This window comes from Chryseobacterium lathyri (assembly GCF_003290185.1).
Lineage (GTDB): Bacteria > Bacteroidota > Bacteroidia > Flavobacteriales > Weeksellaceae > Chryseobacterium > Chryseobacterium lathyri.
Genome location: NZ_QNFY01000004.1, coordinates 144,896 through 161,771, shown reverse-complemented (window position 1 = coordinate 161,771; position 16,876 = coordinate 144,896). Strand labels below are relative to the sequence as shown.

The 16,876-nt window shown below is 37.5% G+C and carries 17 protein-coding genes; 7 read left to right on the top strand and 10 right to left on the bottom strand.

All coding sequences use genetic code 11. The annotated features are described in order from the left end of the window. Positions 1–68: 68 nt before the first annotated feature. The gene (locus DRF61_RS06705) at positions 69–428 is read left to right on the top strand and encodes a winged helix-turn-helix transcriptional regulator (protein WP_111955335.1); all 360 of its coding nucleotides are present in this window, start codon (positions 69–71) and stop codon (positions 426–428) included. A gap of 59 nt (positions 429–487) precedes the next feature. Here the strand turns inward: DRF61_RS06705 and DRF61_RS06700 are convergent, their stop codons facing one another. Together DRF61_RS06700 and DRF61_RS06695 are read right to left on the bottom strand one after the other, a co-directional pair. Then, positions 488–1,546 carry an NAD(P)-dependent alcohol dehydrogenase gene (locus DRF61_RS06700; protein ID WP_111955333.1) on the bottom strand — a complete coding sequence of 353 codons (1,059 nt, stop codon included), beginning with the start codon at positions 1,544–1,546 and terminating at the stop codon, positions 488–490. Positions 1,547–1,579: 33 nt separating this feature from the next. Then, entirely contained in the window at positions 1,580–1,984 is a 405-nt protein-coding gene (locus DRF61_RS06695) for a cupin domain-containing protein (protein ID WP_111955331.1), read from the bottom strand. Between the two features lie 133 nt (positions 1,985–2,117). On the opposite strand from DRF61_RS06695, the gene DRF61_RS06690 reads away from it, so the two are divergent. The 3 genes from DRF61_RS06690 (at position 2,118) to DRF61_RS22595 (ending at position 4,868) form a co-directional block, all read left to right on the top strand. After that, entirely contained in the window at positions 2,118–3,020 is a 903-nt protein-coding gene (locus DRF61_RS06690; RefSeq protein ID WP_111955329.1) for a helix-turn-helix domain-containing protein, read from the top strand. Between the two features lie 214 nt (positions 3,021–3,234). Next, positions 3,235–4,578 (top strand): carboxylesterase family protein, encoded by a 1,344-nt coding sequence (locus tag DRF61_RS06685; protein ID WP_111955327.1) that lies wholly within the window; start codon positions 3,235–3,237, stop codon positions 4,576–4,578. Positions 4,579–4,700: 122 nt separating this feature from the next. Then, positions 4,701–4,868, top strand: coding sequence for a hypothetical protein (locus DRF61_RS22595; protein ID WP_157963368.1), 168 nt, complete (start codon positions 4,701–4,703; stop codon positions 4,866–4,868). Positions 4,869–4,941: 73 nt separating this feature from the next. Here DRF61_RS22595 and DRF61_RS06680 read toward each other — a convergent pair whose 3' ends face one another. From DRF61_RS06680 to lpxK, 7 genes are all read right to left on the bottom strand, one after another. Further along, complete coding sequence (locus tag DRF61_RS06680) at positions 4,942–6,414, bottom strand: alpha-amylase (protein WP_111955325.1); 1,473 nt, start codon at positions 6,412–6,414, stop codon at positions 4,942–4,944. Positions 6,415–6,459: 45 nt separating this feature from the next. Further along, complete coding sequence (dinB, locus tag DRF61_RS06675; protein WP_111955323.1) at positions 6,460–7,554, bottom strand: DNA polymerase IV; 1,095 nt, start codon at positions 7,552–7,554, stop codon at positions 6,460–6,462. A 43-nt stretch (positions 7,555–7,597) separates the two neighbouring features. Continuing rightward, on the bottom strand, positions 7,598–8,053 hold the full coding sequence (locus DRF61_RS06670) for a GNAT family N-acetyltransferase (protein WP_111955321.1): 456 nt from the start codon (positions 8,051–8,053) through the stop codon (positions 7,598–7,600). Then, entirely contained in the window at positions 8,053–8,568 is a 516-nt protein-coding gene (locus DRF61_RS06665; protein WP_111955319.1) for a TlpA family protein disulfide reductase, read from the bottom strand. Before DRF61_RS06665 ends, DRF61_RS06670 begins: the two co-directional genes overlap by 1 nt. A gap of 103 nt (positions 8,569–8,671) precedes the next feature. Then, a complete protein-coding gene (locus tag DRF61_RS06660; protein WP_111955317.1) occupies positions 8,672–9,757 on the bottom strand; it encodes a PIN-like domain-containing protein in 1,086 nt (361 codons plus the stop codon). A gap of 1 nt (position 9,758) precedes the next feature. Next, complete coding sequence (locus DRF61_RS06655) at positions 9,759–10,571, bottom strand: purine-nucleoside phosphorylase (protein WP_111955315.1); 813 nt, start codon at positions 10,569–10,571, stop codon at positions 9,759–9,761. Next, positions 10,555–11,580 carry a tetraacyldisaccharide 4'-kinase gene (gene lpxK, locus DRF61_RS06650; RefSeq protein ID WP_111955313.1) on the bottom strand — a complete coding sequence of 342 codons (1,026 nt, stop codon included), beginning with the start codon at positions 11,578–11,580 and terminating at the stop codon, positions 10,555–10,557. The genes DRF61_RS06655 and lpxK overlap by 17 nt, the downstream gene beginning before the upstream one ends. 88 nt (positions 11,581–11,668) lie before the next feature. On the opposite strand from lpxK, the gene truA reads away from it, so the two are divergent. From truA to DRF61_RS06635, 3 genes are all read left to right on the top strand, one after another. Continuing rightward, on the top strand, positions 11,669–12,424 hold the full coding sequence (gene truA, locus DRF61_RS06645) for a tRNA pseudouridine(38-40) synthase TruA (RefSeq protein WP_223560294.1): 756 nt from the start codon (positions 11,669–11,671) through the stop codon (positions 12,422–12,424). Between the two features lie 156 nt (positions 12,425–12,580). After that, on the top strand, positions 12,581–12,922 hold the full coding sequence (locus tag DRF61_RS06640; protein WP_111955309.1) for a hypothetical protein: 342 nt from the start codon (positions 12,581–12,583) through the stop codon (positions 12,920–12,922). A 175-nt stretch (positions 12,923–13,097) separates the two neighbouring features. After that, positions 13,098–14,858, top strand: coding sequence for an ABC transporter ATP-binding protein (locus DRF61_RS06635; protein ID WP_111955307.1), 1,761 nt, complete (start codon positions 13,098–13,100; stop codon positions 14,856–14,858). 68 nt (positions 14,859–14,926) lie between these two features. Here DRF61_RS06635 and DRF61_RS06630 read toward each other — a convergent pair whose 3' ends face one another. Then, positions 14,927–16,711 (bottom strand): M43 family zinc metalloprotease, encoded by a 1,785-nt coding sequence (locus DRF61_RS06630; protein ID WP_111955305.1) that lies wholly within the window; start codon positions 16,709–16,711, stop codon positions 14,927–14,929. Positions 16,712–16,876 lie beyond the last annotated feature (165 nt).

Genomic DNA, 16,876 nt, shown 5'->3' with positions numbered 1-16,876 from the left:
TTTATTTCTTTATACAAAGTTATATTTGTACTTACTTTTATACAAGTACTTACCCTAAAGTATGTATCATGACAGCAATTAAAGAAAGTTCTACCATCCAGCAGAACAGGAAAAATATCTTGGACCAGTGCCCTGTAATGTATGTAATGGAAAAGATAGGCGGTTTTTGGAAACCTATTATTCTATTCAATCTTTCAACGGGAGAGAAGAGATACAGCGAGTTAAAAAGGGCCATTCCTGAGGTGACAGAAAAAATGCTGATTCAGCATCTGAAGCAATTAGAAGCTGATGGACTGGTTATCAGAACAGCAAAGCCTGTGGTTCCTCCGCATGTCACATATGAACTCAGTAAAGCAGGCCTCAAGCTGGCTCCTGTTATCGATGCAATGGCAGACTGGGCTTTTCAGGATATGAAAAAAGCATATTAAACATCAATAAAAAAGACCCTTCAGCGAAGAAGAGTCTTTTTTTATTTTGAATCTTGAAATTATGACAAAGACTTCATATCAATAACGAAACGGTATTTCACATCACTTTTGATCATTCTTTCATATGCCTGATTGATATCCTGAATTTTGATCAGCTCAATATCTGATACAATATTATGTTTTCCACAGAAATCCAGTAATTCCTGAGTTTCAGCTATACCACCGATTAATGAACCTGCAACAGAACGGCGTTGGAAGATCATAGGTCTTGTACTCATTTCAGTTTCCTGAAATTCACCTACAAATCCTACAAGAACCAAAGTCCCGTTCAGAGTAAGCGTTTGCATATAAGGATTGATATCGTGCTCATAAGGAACCGTATCGATAATCAGATCAAACTTTCCTTTTACTGTATCCATCTGTGAATCATCAGTAGAAATTACAACATGATCAGCTCCCAGCTGCTTGGCATCATCTGTTTTTCCCGGAGTTCTTGAGAATAAAGTCACTTCTGCACCTAATCCTTTTGCTAATTTAATGGCCATATGTCCTAGTCCGCCTAATCCAACAACCGCCACTTTAGAGTTCGGTCCAACATTCCAGTGTCTCAATGGAGACCAGGTGGTAATACCTGCACATAAAAGGGGTGCTACGGCAGCCAGGTCCAAATTTTCAGGTACGCTTAAAACAAAATGTTCGTCTACCACTACTTTCTGAGAATATCCGCCAAAAGTATGGCCCCCCAAATGTTTGTCTTTTCCGTTATAGGTTCCTGTGAATCCATTTAAACAGTATTGCTCCAGATCTTCTTTACAGCTGTTGCAGTGTCCACATGAATCTACCATGCATCCCACAGCAGCCAGGTCGCCTACTTTAAATTTAGAAACTTCACTTCCCACATTAGTAATTCTTCCGACAATTTCATGTCCCGGAACTACAGGATACAAAGATCCGCCCCAGTCGTTTCTTGCCGTATGAAGATCAGAATGACAAACCCCGCAGTATAGAATTTCAATCTCTACATCTTTAGGTGTTGTTTCCCTTCTCTCAATAGTCATTTCTTTCAGGTCTGCCGTAGTAGACTCGGCCCCATAGGCTTTTACTGTGATTGTACTCATTGGTTTATTTAATTTAAGTTATATTAAGTTCAGTTATAAATTATTGTATTCGTTGTCACTTACAGGTTCCAGCCAATCCACAATACCGTTTTGAGTATTGGGATTGATGGCAATATGCGTGAACTCACTGTCTGCAGACGCACCATGCCAGTGGATAATACCAGGAAGAATATTGACTACATCTCCAGGATGTAAAACCTGTGCAGGCTTTCCTTTCTCCTGATAAAAACCTGTTCCTGAAGTTACAATTAAAATCTGGCCGCCACCGTGAGAATGCCAGTTATTTCTGCATCCGGGTTCAAAAATAACATTTCCGATCTGGCAGTTCAGATCATCTACATTAGGTTTTAAAATCTGGACCCATGCGGTTCCTCCAGAAAAATAAGCTTCCGGCGCTTTTTCTCCTTTCGGGAAGATATTTGTATTAAATGTTTCCATAACAGTACAAAAGTCGACACTTTTAAGTAAACATAACTTATACAGATTACCGGAATACTTACCAATTTTACAGACACCATAAAAAGGTCCGCAGGAAAGTGGTAATTTTGAATAAGCTTAAAAAAGATAGTCAATGGAAGATCAGGAAGTTGAAAAAGTAAACAGTATTTCAGATTACAATAAAATGGTAAATCATGAAACGCTGCATCCGCTGGTAAGTGTGGTAGATTTTGCAAAATCCGATCCTATATGCCAGTACAAAAGAACCTATACTTTTTACACCGTTTTTCTGAAAGATGTAATCTGTGGCGACATGCATTACGGAAAGCACAGCTACGACTATCAGGAAGGTACGCTGGTTTTTATTGCTCCGGGGCAGGTGAGCGGAGTTACAAACGATGGGAAATCTATACAGCCGGGCGGATATGCATTGCTGTTTCACCCGGACCTTATCAAAGGAACCAATCTTGGCAAGAATATCACAGATTATAGCTTCTTTTCCTATGACGTGCACGAAGCTCTGCATCTTTCAGAAAAAGAAAGGGAAATTGTTCTTGAATGTTTTAAAAATATAAAACTTGAGCTCGAACAGTCTATCGATAAGCACAGCAAATCGTTAATCGTTAACAATATTGAGTTGTTTTTAAATTACTGTATGCGGTTCTATGATCGTCAGTTTATCACAAGAGACCATGTCAATCAGGGCGTTATCGGGAAATTTGAAAATCTGGTGGATGATTATTTTAAATCGGATAATCCTAAAAATATTGGCTTCCCGATGGTTAATTACTTTGCAGAAAAGCTGAACCTATCTGCTAATTACTTCGGTGACCTGATCAAAAAAGAATTGGGGGTTTCCGCGCAGGAATTTATCCATAATAAACTGATCGATGTAGCCAAAGAACAGATACTGAATCCATCAAAATCAATCAGTGAGATTTCTTATGATCTTGGATTTAAATATCCACAGCATTTTACAAGACTGTTCAAAGCTAAAGTTGGTGTTTCTCCCAGTGAATACAAAACATTGAACTGATCATTTTAAACACAAGTAACACTAATATTTCATTACATTTTTTTACTTTGAATTGTTTGTGGAAATTAGCGTTTAGAATTAGTACCCTTTTTAAACTATTTTATAGATTAACTGTATAAGTCGGCGTTTTTTAACGTTAAAATCAATGGAAAGTTTTCTCATTTCAAAAAACTGAATTAATTTTAATAGGATAAAATTTTTCAAAGTTTTTAAAATGACCGTTGAGCAGACCACAACCCACATTTTTCAGACTTCTTTCGGGAAAGTTATTGCATTAAAGAACAACGGTGTTATCAGAGCCAGAAGCATCCGGTATGCCCGTTCTCAAAGATTTCAAAAACCTGTTGCAGAGCAGCCTTCACCTTCAGAAATTATTTTCCCGGATAAGACTCCCGTTTGTCCGCAGGCCATTAGTCCGTTAGTAGAAAAAATGATTGGCCCTACTCATATTGAAAACTTTGCTCCTGATGAATCTACACAGTATCTTTCAGTCTTCCGTCCCGGCAGCATTACAGATAGTGAAAAGCTGCCTGTTGTAGTCTGGATCCATGGAGGTTCCCATGAAATCGGATGTGGTGATCTTCCTACCTCTGACCCCAGTGACTGGGTGCGGGAGCAGCAGATTATTGTTGTTACCGTTTCCTACAGACTCGGGCTTTTCGGATTTCTGGGAGGTGATGAAAGGCTGCCTAATTTGGGGCTGTTCGATATCATAGAAGCATTAAAATGGATCAATGCCTACATTTCAGAATTTGGAGGGGATCCTGAAAATATTACTCTTTTAGGTCAATCTTCAGGTGGTGATGCTATTGCACATCTTATGATTTCCGAAGGGGTAGAGGGCCTGTTTCAAAGAGTGATTATTCAGAGCGCCCCATTGGGATTACGTTATAAAAGACAAAAAATGTCCGCCGAATTTCTAAAGAAAACCGAAGGACTGAAATACGAAACAGATGTTTTTAAAATGATGGATGAATACAAGAAACATGTGCCGTCCGTCATTAAATATGGCTTGAAGGCCGCTATGCCTTTCGGTATTCAGTATGGATTTCCGCCCTTATGCAAAGAAGAGGAATCTATAGAGAAATGGAAGGCAAACGCACGGAAGTACGATGTTCTGATTGGTCTGAATAATGATGAAACCGCATTTTACCTTAAAACTTCCGATGCTTTAAATAAATATTTCGGGAAAGGTTTTGGATTGAGGGTTTTGGATAAAGCCGTTGAAAAGACGACTGAACTTATTTATGGGACTCCGGCAAAGGTCTTTGCGGAAAACTATGCAAAGGCAGGGGGGAACGTTTATTTATTTAGAATTCATTCCAGACCAGAAAACAGCCCTATCGGGGCTCCGCACTGTATTGATCTTCCGCTGATTTTCGGAAATGAACAGGCTTGGAAATCCTCTGAAATGGTAAAAGATATTCCATGGAAGTACATTGACGAGAATGGCAAAAAACTCAGAGCGCTCTGGGCAGAATTTGCAAGAAGCAGTCATATTTCTGACGATTCGGAAAGGCCGGAAATCTTAAAAATCAGGAAATTAAATTTTAAGTAATTGGAAGGAACGTGCAATGGAGTATTTAGCTTATGAAATAGATAGTCTTTTGGTAATTCGTATTTGGCATATTATGATGTTTTAAGTATATTAGGCTAACCAAACCAAAAAATCTATTAATTATGAAAACAAAACTTTTTGCTAACGTACGAAAACTTGACAGAAGGGAACTTAAGAATCTAAAAGGAGAAGGGATCATCCGGAACGGTGTATGCTGTACCTCCAACGAGGATGGCTATTGCTGCGAATGGGCCATTAATATACAGAATTGCCGGTATATCTACTGCTAATTATTTTGTCAGTAAAACTAATAAGGCATACATGACTGTAGGTTATGTATGCCTTTTATATATATTGCAAAGCCTACTCAGAGACCCATACACTTACATTTCCTGCAGGAACCGGGAAATCTCCCCATCCATTTTCATCAATGATTACCGTTTCCTCAGATCTTTTAAGTAAATCTTTGAAACTTTTGCCTGCATACTGTTTTCCCATTTCCATAGGTTTGCTGTAGGCATCTTTATTGCTGAGAACTACGGCACATCCGGAATGTTCACCATCACCTTCACGTGTCCAGCCCAGACAGTTGGTATCTTCAAAATAATCCTTCTGTGTTCCGTACGCATGTTCCTTTCTTGCTACCAGAAGCTCTTCTATACCATCCACTTTCGGCAGGAAAATCTCATGGCTATTACCATCTCTGCCAGTATCAACGTAATGGGCGCCATAAAGATCGGGATAAAAAACACAGGGATATCCATTCTCGCGAAGCAGAATTAACGCATAAGCTATCGGCTTGAACCATGATTGTACCGGAGCTTCAAGATCCTGAAGAGGCTGTGTGTCATGATTATCCACAAGGCTTACAGAGTGCATAGGATCTGCCTCGGTAAGAGTTTGGTCAAAAATCCTGCGGAGATCATAGGAGCTGCCTTCACTAGATGCAGTATGGAAATTATTCTGCAGCGAGCTGTCAAAAAGGCTCATGCATCCTTCTGTTACCTCAATATATTTCTGCAGAAGATTTAGCTGTCCCGGGGCCCAGTATTCTCCGACTGCAAAAATGTTTTTTCCGGAATTGGAGCGGAGCATGGTCAGCCATTCCTTATAAAAATCAAATGAAATATGTTTTAAAGCATCCAGTCTTACTCCGTCAAAATCGGTCAGGTTGAAATACCATTCTGCCCAGCCGTTGAGCTCCTCACGCACAAAAGGATTCCGGTGCTCGATGTCGTTGTACATCAGGTAATCGTAATTCCCTTTCTCATCGTCAATCATCTCTTCCCAGTCGTTTCCGTATTCAGACTGTATTTTAAAGATATGGGAATCCATACCTTCGGCATAATCCACACCACTGAAACAAGTGAAGTTCCATTCAAAATCAGAATATTTTTTATTTCTTCCGGGAAATGTGAATTTAGTGTAAGATTCTATCTCAATAACTTCGGAAATAACCTTTTCCCTGTTGTTTTCATCTACCTTTACGGCTTTAAATTTTTCCAGTTCGTCTCCGCCGGCTTTATGCCCCAATACAATATCTACAATTACCTCTATATTTTGTTTTTTTAAAGCTTTAATAGCTTTGATATAATCATTCCGGGTGCCATATTTGGTTGGTGTGCTTCCTTTCTGGTCAAACTCTCCGAGATCATACAGGTCATAAGCATCATATCCTACAGAATAGCCTCCGTTTGTTCCTTTATAGGCAGGGGGAAACCATACTGAAGTAATTCCTAACTTCGCCAGATATGCGGCCTGCTTTTCTGCTTCTTTCCATAATTTTCCATTCCCTTCCGAGTACCAGTGGAAAAATTGAATCATTGTCGGGTTCATAGGCTGTAATTTGGTTATTACAAGGTAGTGAAATTTTTTTACCTGTTAATTCTCAAATTCTTCAAACGGAATTTTTAGTTGAATAGAAACCTGTTTTTTTTCCTCGGTGTTGAGGTGGGAGAGAGATAACCCCAGCAATCTTACAGGCTTATCAAACGGCCTTAGTTCCCAAAGTTTTTTCCCGGTGCTGAAATACTGTTCAGGAGAAGTGAAATACTCTTCTTTTGTAAAGCTTCTTGTAAAAAGCGAGAAATCTTTATACTTGATCTTTAAAGTTAAGGCTCTTCCCAGAATATTATTCTTTTGCAGTCTCTGGTGAAGTTCCTGGCTTAGATGTTCCAGTTTTTCATTAATCGATTGGTCATCAAAAAGATCCTCAAAAAAAGTTCTCTCCACGGCAACACTTTTCTGGATCCGGTGTGGCTTTACCTCAGAATGGTGAATGCCACGTACTGCATTGTAATAGTACGTTCCGGATTTTCCAAAAAGCCTTACCAATTCTTCCAGAGTTTTTTTCTTTAAATCTTTTCCTTTGTAAATTCCCAGGCTGAACATTTTGTTGGCGGTTACTTTACCTACACCGTAAAATTTTTCAACCGGAAGTTTCTCAAGAAAATCTTCAATTCTATCGGGATGAATGGTTTTCTGGCCGTTCGGTTTATTGATGTCAGAGGCTACTTTTGCAAGAAATTTATTTACAGAAATTCCTGCAGAAGCTGTCAGTCCCGTTTGCTCAAATATTTTCTGGCGGATCTCTCTGGCAATCTGATTGGCAGATTCTATATCTTTTTTATTTTCAGTGACATCAAGATATGCTTCGTCCAGTGACAAAGGTTCTACCAGATCGGTATATTCATGGAATATTTCGCGGATCTGTCGTGATATTTCTTTGTAACGTGCAAAGCGTGGAGGCACAAAAATAATATGAGGGCATTTTTCTTTAGCTGTTTTGCTGGGCATTGCAGAACGGACTCCGTATTTTCTTGCCTCATAACTTGCTGCTGCAACTACACCCCGGTGCTCTCCTCCTACAGCAATAGGCTTCCCTTTAAGTGAGGGATTGTCATGCTGTTCCACAGAAGCATAAAATGCATCCATATCGACATGAATAATCTTACGGGTGGGAAAAGAAGAATCCATACCGCAAAGATATGGATTCATTTATTTTTGAATTGAGTTCTGATTATATTTTCATCCTCATCGTAGTGAGTAATGACTGGAACCCTGCTTTTTCATAGGCTTTTACAGCGGATTCATTTTGGGAATAAACATCGAGCCTGACCTCTGAAATATCTTTAGACTTTGCCCAACTCATCAGTTCATCAAGAATTAATTTGTTGACTCCTTTTCCTCTGTGTTCGGGTTTTACATACATAAAGCCCAGGTAAGCATAGCGGTCGAAATTATAATAATTGGCATCCGGTTTTTTAATCCTTGCATATCCAGATGCTACGATTTCATCATTTTCTTCAGCTACGAGTACAAATGCATCTTCAGCCTGTATCAGTTTAAGCAGATCATAATAATGAATTTCTCCATCAATAAGAGTACTGTTGAATGGCCTTTCTGCGGTAACGATTCCCTGTTCAAATTCAAAAAGGACTTTCAGATCCTGTTCTGTGGCTTCTCTTGTAATCATTATTGTAAAAGACGGTTAATGGTTTCCTGTATTTCCGGATCTTCAGGCGAAATAGCGTAATATTTCGCGATAGACGATTTCTGGTCTATGACCATATATCTAGGGATCCAGTTCAGATCAATATAATTGTTAAAATCATTTTTCCAGCCTGAAGCAAACCAGTAATTATCCTTATCTTTCATATTGAACCTGTCGAGGCTTTTGTCAAAACCTTCTTTTGATCTTTCCAGGGAAAGGAATACGAAATCTACATTCGGATTGTTTTTTTCAAGCTCTTCAGCTTTTGGAAGTGCTTTTAAACAATCTCTGCACCATCCTGCCCAGAAATCAATCACTAAAATTTTTCCTTTATGTTCATCAAGGATCTGCTGAATAGTAATATTTTTTCCTTCCTCATCTTCCAGCTTCTGTATTAAAGCTCCTTTGGAGAAAGAGGTTTTAAGTACTTTCGGTTGCTGCTGTGCATAGCTTAACCCGAAAACACCGATCATAAAAATGAATGCTAACTTTTTCATTCTTTCAATTTCATTTATACAAATCTAAGCAATGAAACGTAATTGGAGATTGATTTCTTATGAATTAGGAAAAATTTATGAGATTGAAAATTTCTATAAATACTTATTCAATTGTAGGTTTATCAGAATTGCTTTTTAAATTCTCATTAATTATTTTGTATATATCGTTAGCTACTAAATCATGAATTTTTCTTCTTTCATCTTCACTTAATAATCGTTCAATATTATTTTTATTGGGTAAACGTAAAATCTTTGATTTAATATATCTTTGAGGAAAGGCTAATTCTGATTTTGAATTTGTTTTTTCATCAGAAACTCGAATTTCTTTTATTTCTTCTAATGTTTTATCCGTTATTTCAGGAAGAAGTTTTCTTTCTTTCGCAAAATGAAGAAAGCTGTCTGTATTGTAAATTAAGATTCTAATATCAGTTAAATCATAGAATTCTTTTATTAATTCTTCCCGTGGTCTTATTGTTTTACCTCCTTCGATCGTCCACCAATCTTCTTTTCTATCATCAGTGACAAAGATTATTGGTTTTTTTGCTCTTTTTGTATATTCAATTAGCTGTTTCCATATTATTAAATCTCCGTAAATATTTCTTTCTCCTTTTTTCTTTTTTTCTAAATCTTTATAGCCTGGTGGGATTTTTTTTTCATACCGAATTTTTCCATCTTTATAAATATCTGATAGTTCACTTTCTGAAGAATCTTTTCCTATTGAATTTTCAAATATTTCTGTGATAGAGTATAAAATAGAATCATCTGATTCAAAATCGGGATGTGTATTTTTTTGAGCTTTTAATTCTATTGAAATTTTGGATAAAAATTCATCATTTAAATTTTTAATTGAATCCAGATTTAAAGCCGGATGTTTTTTAAATTGATTGAGTAAATTATTTATATTCTCTTCAAAGCATTTATGATAAAAATTATTAACGTCATTATAGGTTGATTTGACACCATTTATGACACTTAATCTATTAGTGTGGAATTCATAAGCAGCTTGGTATGGAATAAATATTCTGCTTTGTAATGATTTTAAAGCATTCAAGAAGTCTACTCTGGTACTTTCAGTATAACGATATAGGTTTAAAATAGAATTTGCATCAAAACAAAATATACCTTCATTCCAAGAAAGTTCTGTTTCTTCTTTTGTAGGATTATAAAAACCGATGAATTCATTTTTCATATCAATAGTTTTTGATCACGCCTTTTACCACAGCGATTACATTCGGCATGGCTTTATTGGCGGCATCCAGAACTTCTTCGTGAGAAACGGCAAAGGCAATATCCGGTCCGCCAAGGTCTGTAATTACGGAAATGCAGAAAACATCCATTCCCATATGTCTGGCAACAATTACTTCCGGAACAGTGCTCATTCCTACCATATCACCACCGATGGCTTTGATCATGCCATATTCTGCAGGAGTTTCAAAAGTTGGTCCCTGTAGTGCGACGTATACTCCCTGGTGGATTTTAATATTGTTTTCGGCGGCAGCTTTTTCGGCAGCTTCTATCATTTTTTTGTTGTAAGGTTCGCTCATATCCACGAAACGCGGTCCGAACGATTCAATATTTTTACCACGAAGCGGATGTTCAGGCATCATATTGATATGGTCTTTTAAAATAACGATATCGGCAACTTTGTAAGCGGGATTTACACCGCCACAGGCATTGGAAAGAATGAGGTTTTTAACACCTAACAGATGGAAAACCCTTATCGGGAAAGTTACTGTTTCCATGGAGTGGCCTTCATAATAATGAAATCGGCCGCTCATCATCAGAACCTTTTTACCGTTCAGAATTCCGTAAATTAATTTTCCTCCGTGCCCAACAACAGTGGTCTGAGGAAAATTGGGAATCTCAGGATATTCCAAAATATGGAGGGCTTCCACTTCATCCTGCAGTTTTCCCAGTCCGGATCCCAAAACAATAGCAAAATCGGGGATTTCTTTGATTGTACTTTTGATAAAATCGGCGGTCTGCTTAATTTTTTCTAACATAATCTAAGATGATTTGGTTGAATTCTTCCTTTTTATCAATGATAACATTAATAGGCCAGTAGTAAACAATGTCTCTAAGATAGTCAAAAGTTTTCAGACGTACATAATCTTTCTCCGTGGTCAGGATCAGCTTGTATTCGCCTAATTTTTTATATTCTGCAATGATATTTTTGATGTCGTCATCCGTAAAATTATGATGATCTCTGAATTTTAAATGTTTAACCCGCTGCGAAAATTTAGCCAGATGCTCCAGAAGCGGTTTGGGGTTAGCAATTCCTGTAATCAGAAGGATTTCATAATAGTTCAGGTTATTGTCCGGAAGCATTTTATCTTTTCCGTACACATTTTCGTCATAACCAATGGATGAAAAGAATACCTTTTGGTTATAAGAAGGTCTGATCCTTGAAATATAATAGCGTTTGGTTTCTTCAGTAAGTTCATCAGGACATTTGCTGACCATGATGATGTCTGCTCTTTTAGCTCCGTTTCTGGATTCTCTTAAATCTCCGGCCGGAAGCAGATGGTCTTTAAAGTAAGGATCGTTAAAATCTGTCATCAGGATATTGAATCCTGCTTTGATGGCTCTATGCTGCATGGCATCGTCCAGAACAAGAACGTCGAGATCCATATCTCCGATTACCTTTTTGGCTCCGGGAACTCGTTCTTCTGAAACTGCGATGACGAATCGGTTTTTGAAACGTTCAAAAAGCTGCATGGCTTCATCACCTACAATTTTATAGTTGCTTTCATAATTCGTCACTTCATAGCCTTTCGTCAGTCTGCCATAACCGCGTGAAAGAACCCCTGTTCTGTAGTATTTGGACAGGTATTGGGCAAGATACATCACCATAGGCGATTTTCCGCTTCCGCCCACAGAAAGATTACCGACATTGATTATCGGAGTTTTGAATTTTGTCGCCTTAAAAACGCCCAGATCATACATTGTGTTTCGGATACCCGTTACCAAATGATAACCGAGGGAAAAAGGATAAAGGTACCATCTTTTCATACGTCTGCAAAAATAGGAATTTTCATAAGGATTTTAAGTAATATTCTCAAAGACTTTTCAATAAATATTTCATTAAATTAAAGTATTTTTGTTGAGTTATTATACTACATTGAGATACTTTATTGAATTTTCTTACAACGGAAAAAATTATTTCGGTTATCAGATACAACCGGATGCCGTTTCTGTACAGGAGGAACTGGAAAAAGCACTTTCCACGATATTAAGAGAAGAAGTCAAAACGACAGGTGCCGGAAGGACGGATACAGGTGTTCATGCTAAAAAAATATTTGCCCATTTTGATACGGAACAACCTGTGGATGAAATGAATCTTCCTTATAAATTAAACAGTTTCTTACCTCCCGATATTTCTATAAAGCGGATTTTTAAGGTTAAAGATGATTTTCATGCCCGTTTTGATGCTACGTACAGAACCTACGAATATTATATTTCCCTGGCGAAAAATCCTTTTACCCAGGAATCGGCATGGCAGCACTGGAAAAGGCAGCTTGATATCCATAAAATGAATGAAGCCTGTAAAATTTTATTTGAATATGAGGATTTTACAAGCTTTGCCAAATTAAAAACCGATAATAAAACCAATATCTGCAAAATCTATAAGGCAGAATGGGAACAGGAAGGAACTGAACTTAAGTTTACGGTTTCAGCTAATCGTTTTCTCAGAAATATGGTCCGTGCCATTGTGGGAACTATGGTAGAAATTGGAAGCGGTAAAATAAAACCCGAAGACCTGCGTAAAATTATTGAAGATAAAAACCGTAATGCTGCCGGAACTTCAGCTCCGGGCCATGGATTATTCCTTGTAGATGTAGGATACGAATTTTAATCCAGTGACAAAATTTCAGTGATTTTACGGATGTTCTTTTGTTTTACAGTATTGAAAAAAAAGTTATTTTAGCAATCAGTAACTATTCTGTGGAAATTATTGCATTATTTTCATAAAATAGGATATTCTGAATGTTAAATATATAAAACACAAATTATGTTATCAATTTTTATTCTTATCGGAGCTTACAGGTATTATGCACAGCTTGCTGAAAAGTTCGGGAAAACAAAATGGCATTATGGCCTTTTAGCCATTGGAGTGTATTTTGGAACCCAGCTGCTCTTTGGTTTTTCTTATGGGGTTTATAAAGGACTTACAGACCCTGACGCTGTAGATAATATGAACTATACAGGTTTCTCCCTGATCAATATGATTAGCTGGATCATTTCAATTGCAGTCGTATATGGGGTTTATCAGCTTCTCGAAAGGAAATTTGTGAAAGAGCATGTGAATAAACCTTCTCTGGAAATTGAAAAGATTGGGGATAAGAATTTATAATGGGTTTATTAAAGTATTTCAGAAGTACTTAAGATAAGATCCGGCTTAATATATTCATATTGTAAATAACCTTTATCTGAAATTTTCTATGACGATTTGATCAACTTCTAAAGGCTGTCAAATTTTAAAGTCTTATTTTTGCATAGAATTTTAAATTCTTTCTTCAACTCGTACAATGAAAAAACAAGATACCTGGGGAATTGTTAAGAGGCTGTTCTTTATAGGAATGAAATTCCGGTCCTGGTTCATCCTTACTTTAATTATTTCTGTCTTACTGTCCGTAGTTTCTACCTACAGGCCTTATCTTACCATGGAGGTGGTCGATAATGACATCACTAAACTGAAGGATAATGCCTTAATGATGAAGCATATCTATATCCTGGTAGGGTTGGTCTTTGCAGAAACTATTTTAAACTTTTTCTTAGTTTACTTTTCAAATTTTATTTCGCAGAATGTTATCCGTGATATCCGCGAAAGACTTTATGCAAAGCTGATCTATTTCAGGACATCATTTTTTGATAAAACACCTATCGGTCAGCTTGTAACCCGTGCTGTAGGTGATGTAGAGACTATTGCTACAGTGTATACGGACGGTTTTCTTATGGTTTTCGGGGATATTCTCAGAATTGCATTTGTCCTGATCATGATGTTCAATACCAATGTGCATCTGAGCTATATCACATTGGCAATCCTGCCTTTAATGGTTATGATTACCAGATTTTTCCAGAAAAGACTGAAAAAAGCATTTGGGGATGAAAGAACGTGGACGGCCAATCAGAATTCTTTTGTTCAGGAAAGATTGGCTGGAATGTCAATTATTCAGGTCTTCAACAGACAGGATGCAGAATTTAAAAAATTCGATGATATTAATATTACCCTGAAAAGTGCCTTACTGAGAACAGTATTCATCTTCTCATTATTTTTTCCGGTTGTAGAGCTTATATCTTCTTTATTTATCGGATTTATCCTGTTTTATGGCGGTTATATCACAATCAGTGCAGGAGTTGTTATTGCATTTATCCAGTATATTTCCATGCTGATCCGCCCGTTGAGGCAGATTGCAGACCGTTTCAATAATATCCAGAGAGGTATTGTAGGAGCAGAAAGGGTATTGGGTGTCATGGATGAAGATTATGCCATGCCGAATACAGGAACCGTAAAGAAGGATCATTTTGATGGCAAAATTGAATTTGAGAATGTACATTTTGCTTATGATGAGAAACAGGAAGTATTGAAAGGAATTGATTTTAAAGTAAATCCGGGAGAGACCGTTGCTATTGTAGGGGCGACCGGTGCTGGAAAATCTACCATTATAAGTCTTATCACAAGGCTTTATGATATTAATTCCGGGAAGATTATAATTGATGATGTAGATGTAAAAGATTATGAGCTTTATAACTTGAGAAGTCATATCGGAGTTGTTCTTCAGGATGTATTTCTTTTTCACGGGAGCATTTTCGAAAACCTTGCGTTTGGAGATGAAAGCATTACTTTAGAAAAAATAAAAGCCGGAGCAAAAGAAATTGAAGTAGATCAGTTTATCGAGCAGCTTCCTGGCGGATATGATTTTGTGGTAAGTGAAAGAGGTTCTTCTATTTCCTTAGGTCAGAGGCAGCTCTTATCCTTCCTGAGGGCTTATTTATCAGACCCTAAAATCCTTATTCTGGATGAAGCCACTTCTTCCATAGACCATGAAAGTGAAAAGCTGATCCAGAGAGCAACAGAAAAAATTACCAGGAACAGAACTTCTATCATTATTGCCCACAGGCTTTCTACCATTGAAAAGGCAGACAAAATTATTGTCATGGAGTATGGTAAAATTGTAGAAGAAGGAAAGCATCTGGAACTTCTTGACCGTAACGGATATTACTCAACACTTTACAAAGCCCAATTGAGACATGAAGTAGAACTGGAAGAAGAAAAGCAAAAATCATAGATTAACCTTATTTTATAAAACTTAAAAAGAGAGCTCTGGGCTCTCTTTTTTGTATTTGAAATGTGTCTTTAAAATTTTAATTTCTTATTGATCACTTTCCCGTTTTCCAAAACTGTTGTTACCGTGATGACGGTATTTTTTACATTGACAGGAAATCTGAATTCAGAGGATTTTATGTCTGTTCTGCTGGTCAAAAGTCTTCCGGAAGCATCATAGATATGAACGGTGGAAATTTTAAGATCACTTTTTACCTGTACAAAACCCTCATCCTTGATAATTTGTGTCATGCTTGATTTGTTTACACTTTCAGCAGCCAATAAATTCTGAGGTGTAATGATCACAGAATAATCCTCTACCTGCCCATATTTTGGAGTGTAGCAGGCCGTAACGGCTGTTCCGTTAAATTCACCGATAACTCTCATTCTTAATGGCGTATTAGTGACCGCACCTGCAGGAGGAATTACTGATGCAGTGGCAACAGAACCGCTGCTTATTGCACTTTGATTAAGTACAAGTTCTGTGGTCTCATTAAATTGTCCGTCATTATTGTAATCTATATAAGCTTTAATAATATGCGGATTACTGGTTCCCGGTGTAACCGTAAGTACCGTTGCGGTATTCGACGGAATTGTAGTTTTTGAAATCCCAGAACAGTAATTTTCAGTAAAGTTTTCATAGAAATTATTGGAAGCCTGTTTGTAATTGGCAGAGTAGTTATTGATGTTTCCGAATTTTACAGAAGTAACTCCGATATTAAAGTTTCCGGGATTCGTCATAGAGGTTGGAGTGCATGCTGTGGTTAAAACAGAGCTGTTGTTAGGTGTAGTTGAAGAGGCTACCGGAGAATTGATCAGCGATTGTCTGTACTGGAGAAGCTGTGCAGTAGCCCTATCAGACTGTCCCTGGGTAAATAAATTCCTGAAACAGAATGTGTAAGCCATAACATTTCTTTCACCGCCCGCATATATCTGGCTGGTACACGGATTAATCTGTCCTGTCTGGCAGGTATAAGGAACAGACGAATGATAAAGGCTTTTCATGGGTTCAGTATCACATACCAGGTCTCCCTGAAGAGTACAGTCTGTATTCGTAGGGCAGGCTCCGGTAGATTCACTGTAACCTTCATGTGTGTGGCGAAGGCCAAGCGCGTGTCCAAATTCATGGGCCAACGTCTGTGCATTCACTGCCGAGGCACTTGTAGACATAAAAGAATAATCATTGCTGCCTCCGGGATAATAGGCAAATCCGTTCAAAGTCCCTGCATTGGATGCCAGTTTCTTAACAACGTATATATTGTAATATTTACTGGTATCCCACATTCCCAGAGCAGTGATCTCAGAAGCGGTTACAGCATTCGTTGTATTATCATTATTTACCCCTCCGCTCACATACTTTGGAAGATGAGACGCATTGATTCTGTTGATCCCGTTGGTAGGATTACAGCTTGGATTGACCTTGGCAAAAACAAATTTTACAGGCAATATAGCACTGGTACCTGACATTCCGCTGGTTGTACTTCCGGAAAATACTCCGTTCGTATAATTCACCCATGCTATAATATCAGCATCAGATTTGTTATTGGCTGTCCCAACGGCACTTCCGTCACCTATCACATGAACAACAACAGGGATTTCATAGACCTGGTTTTTGTTTAATGTGCTGGATAATTTTCCGCTTTTGATCAGCTTGGATAATTCCAGGTTAAAAGCATCATCCTGAGCTTTCTCTTCCGGATGTCTTTCATAATGTTTTCGCATCAATTCATCAGTCCCGCACTCCTGGAATTCTAACTTCTGTGAATAAAAATTTGAACAGGCTAAGCCCGAAACAATGATTAATAGTAGTTTTTTCATATATTATATTATTAAATTGTGGTGTAATAAAAATAATAAAATAAATAACAAAAAACTATATTTTCTATTATATTTGGCTAAATATTGTTAATTCTCATTGAGGAAAACAGTAAAATAGAATAATTAATATAAATATAAAAATAGATCAGGTTTACAAGTACGTCT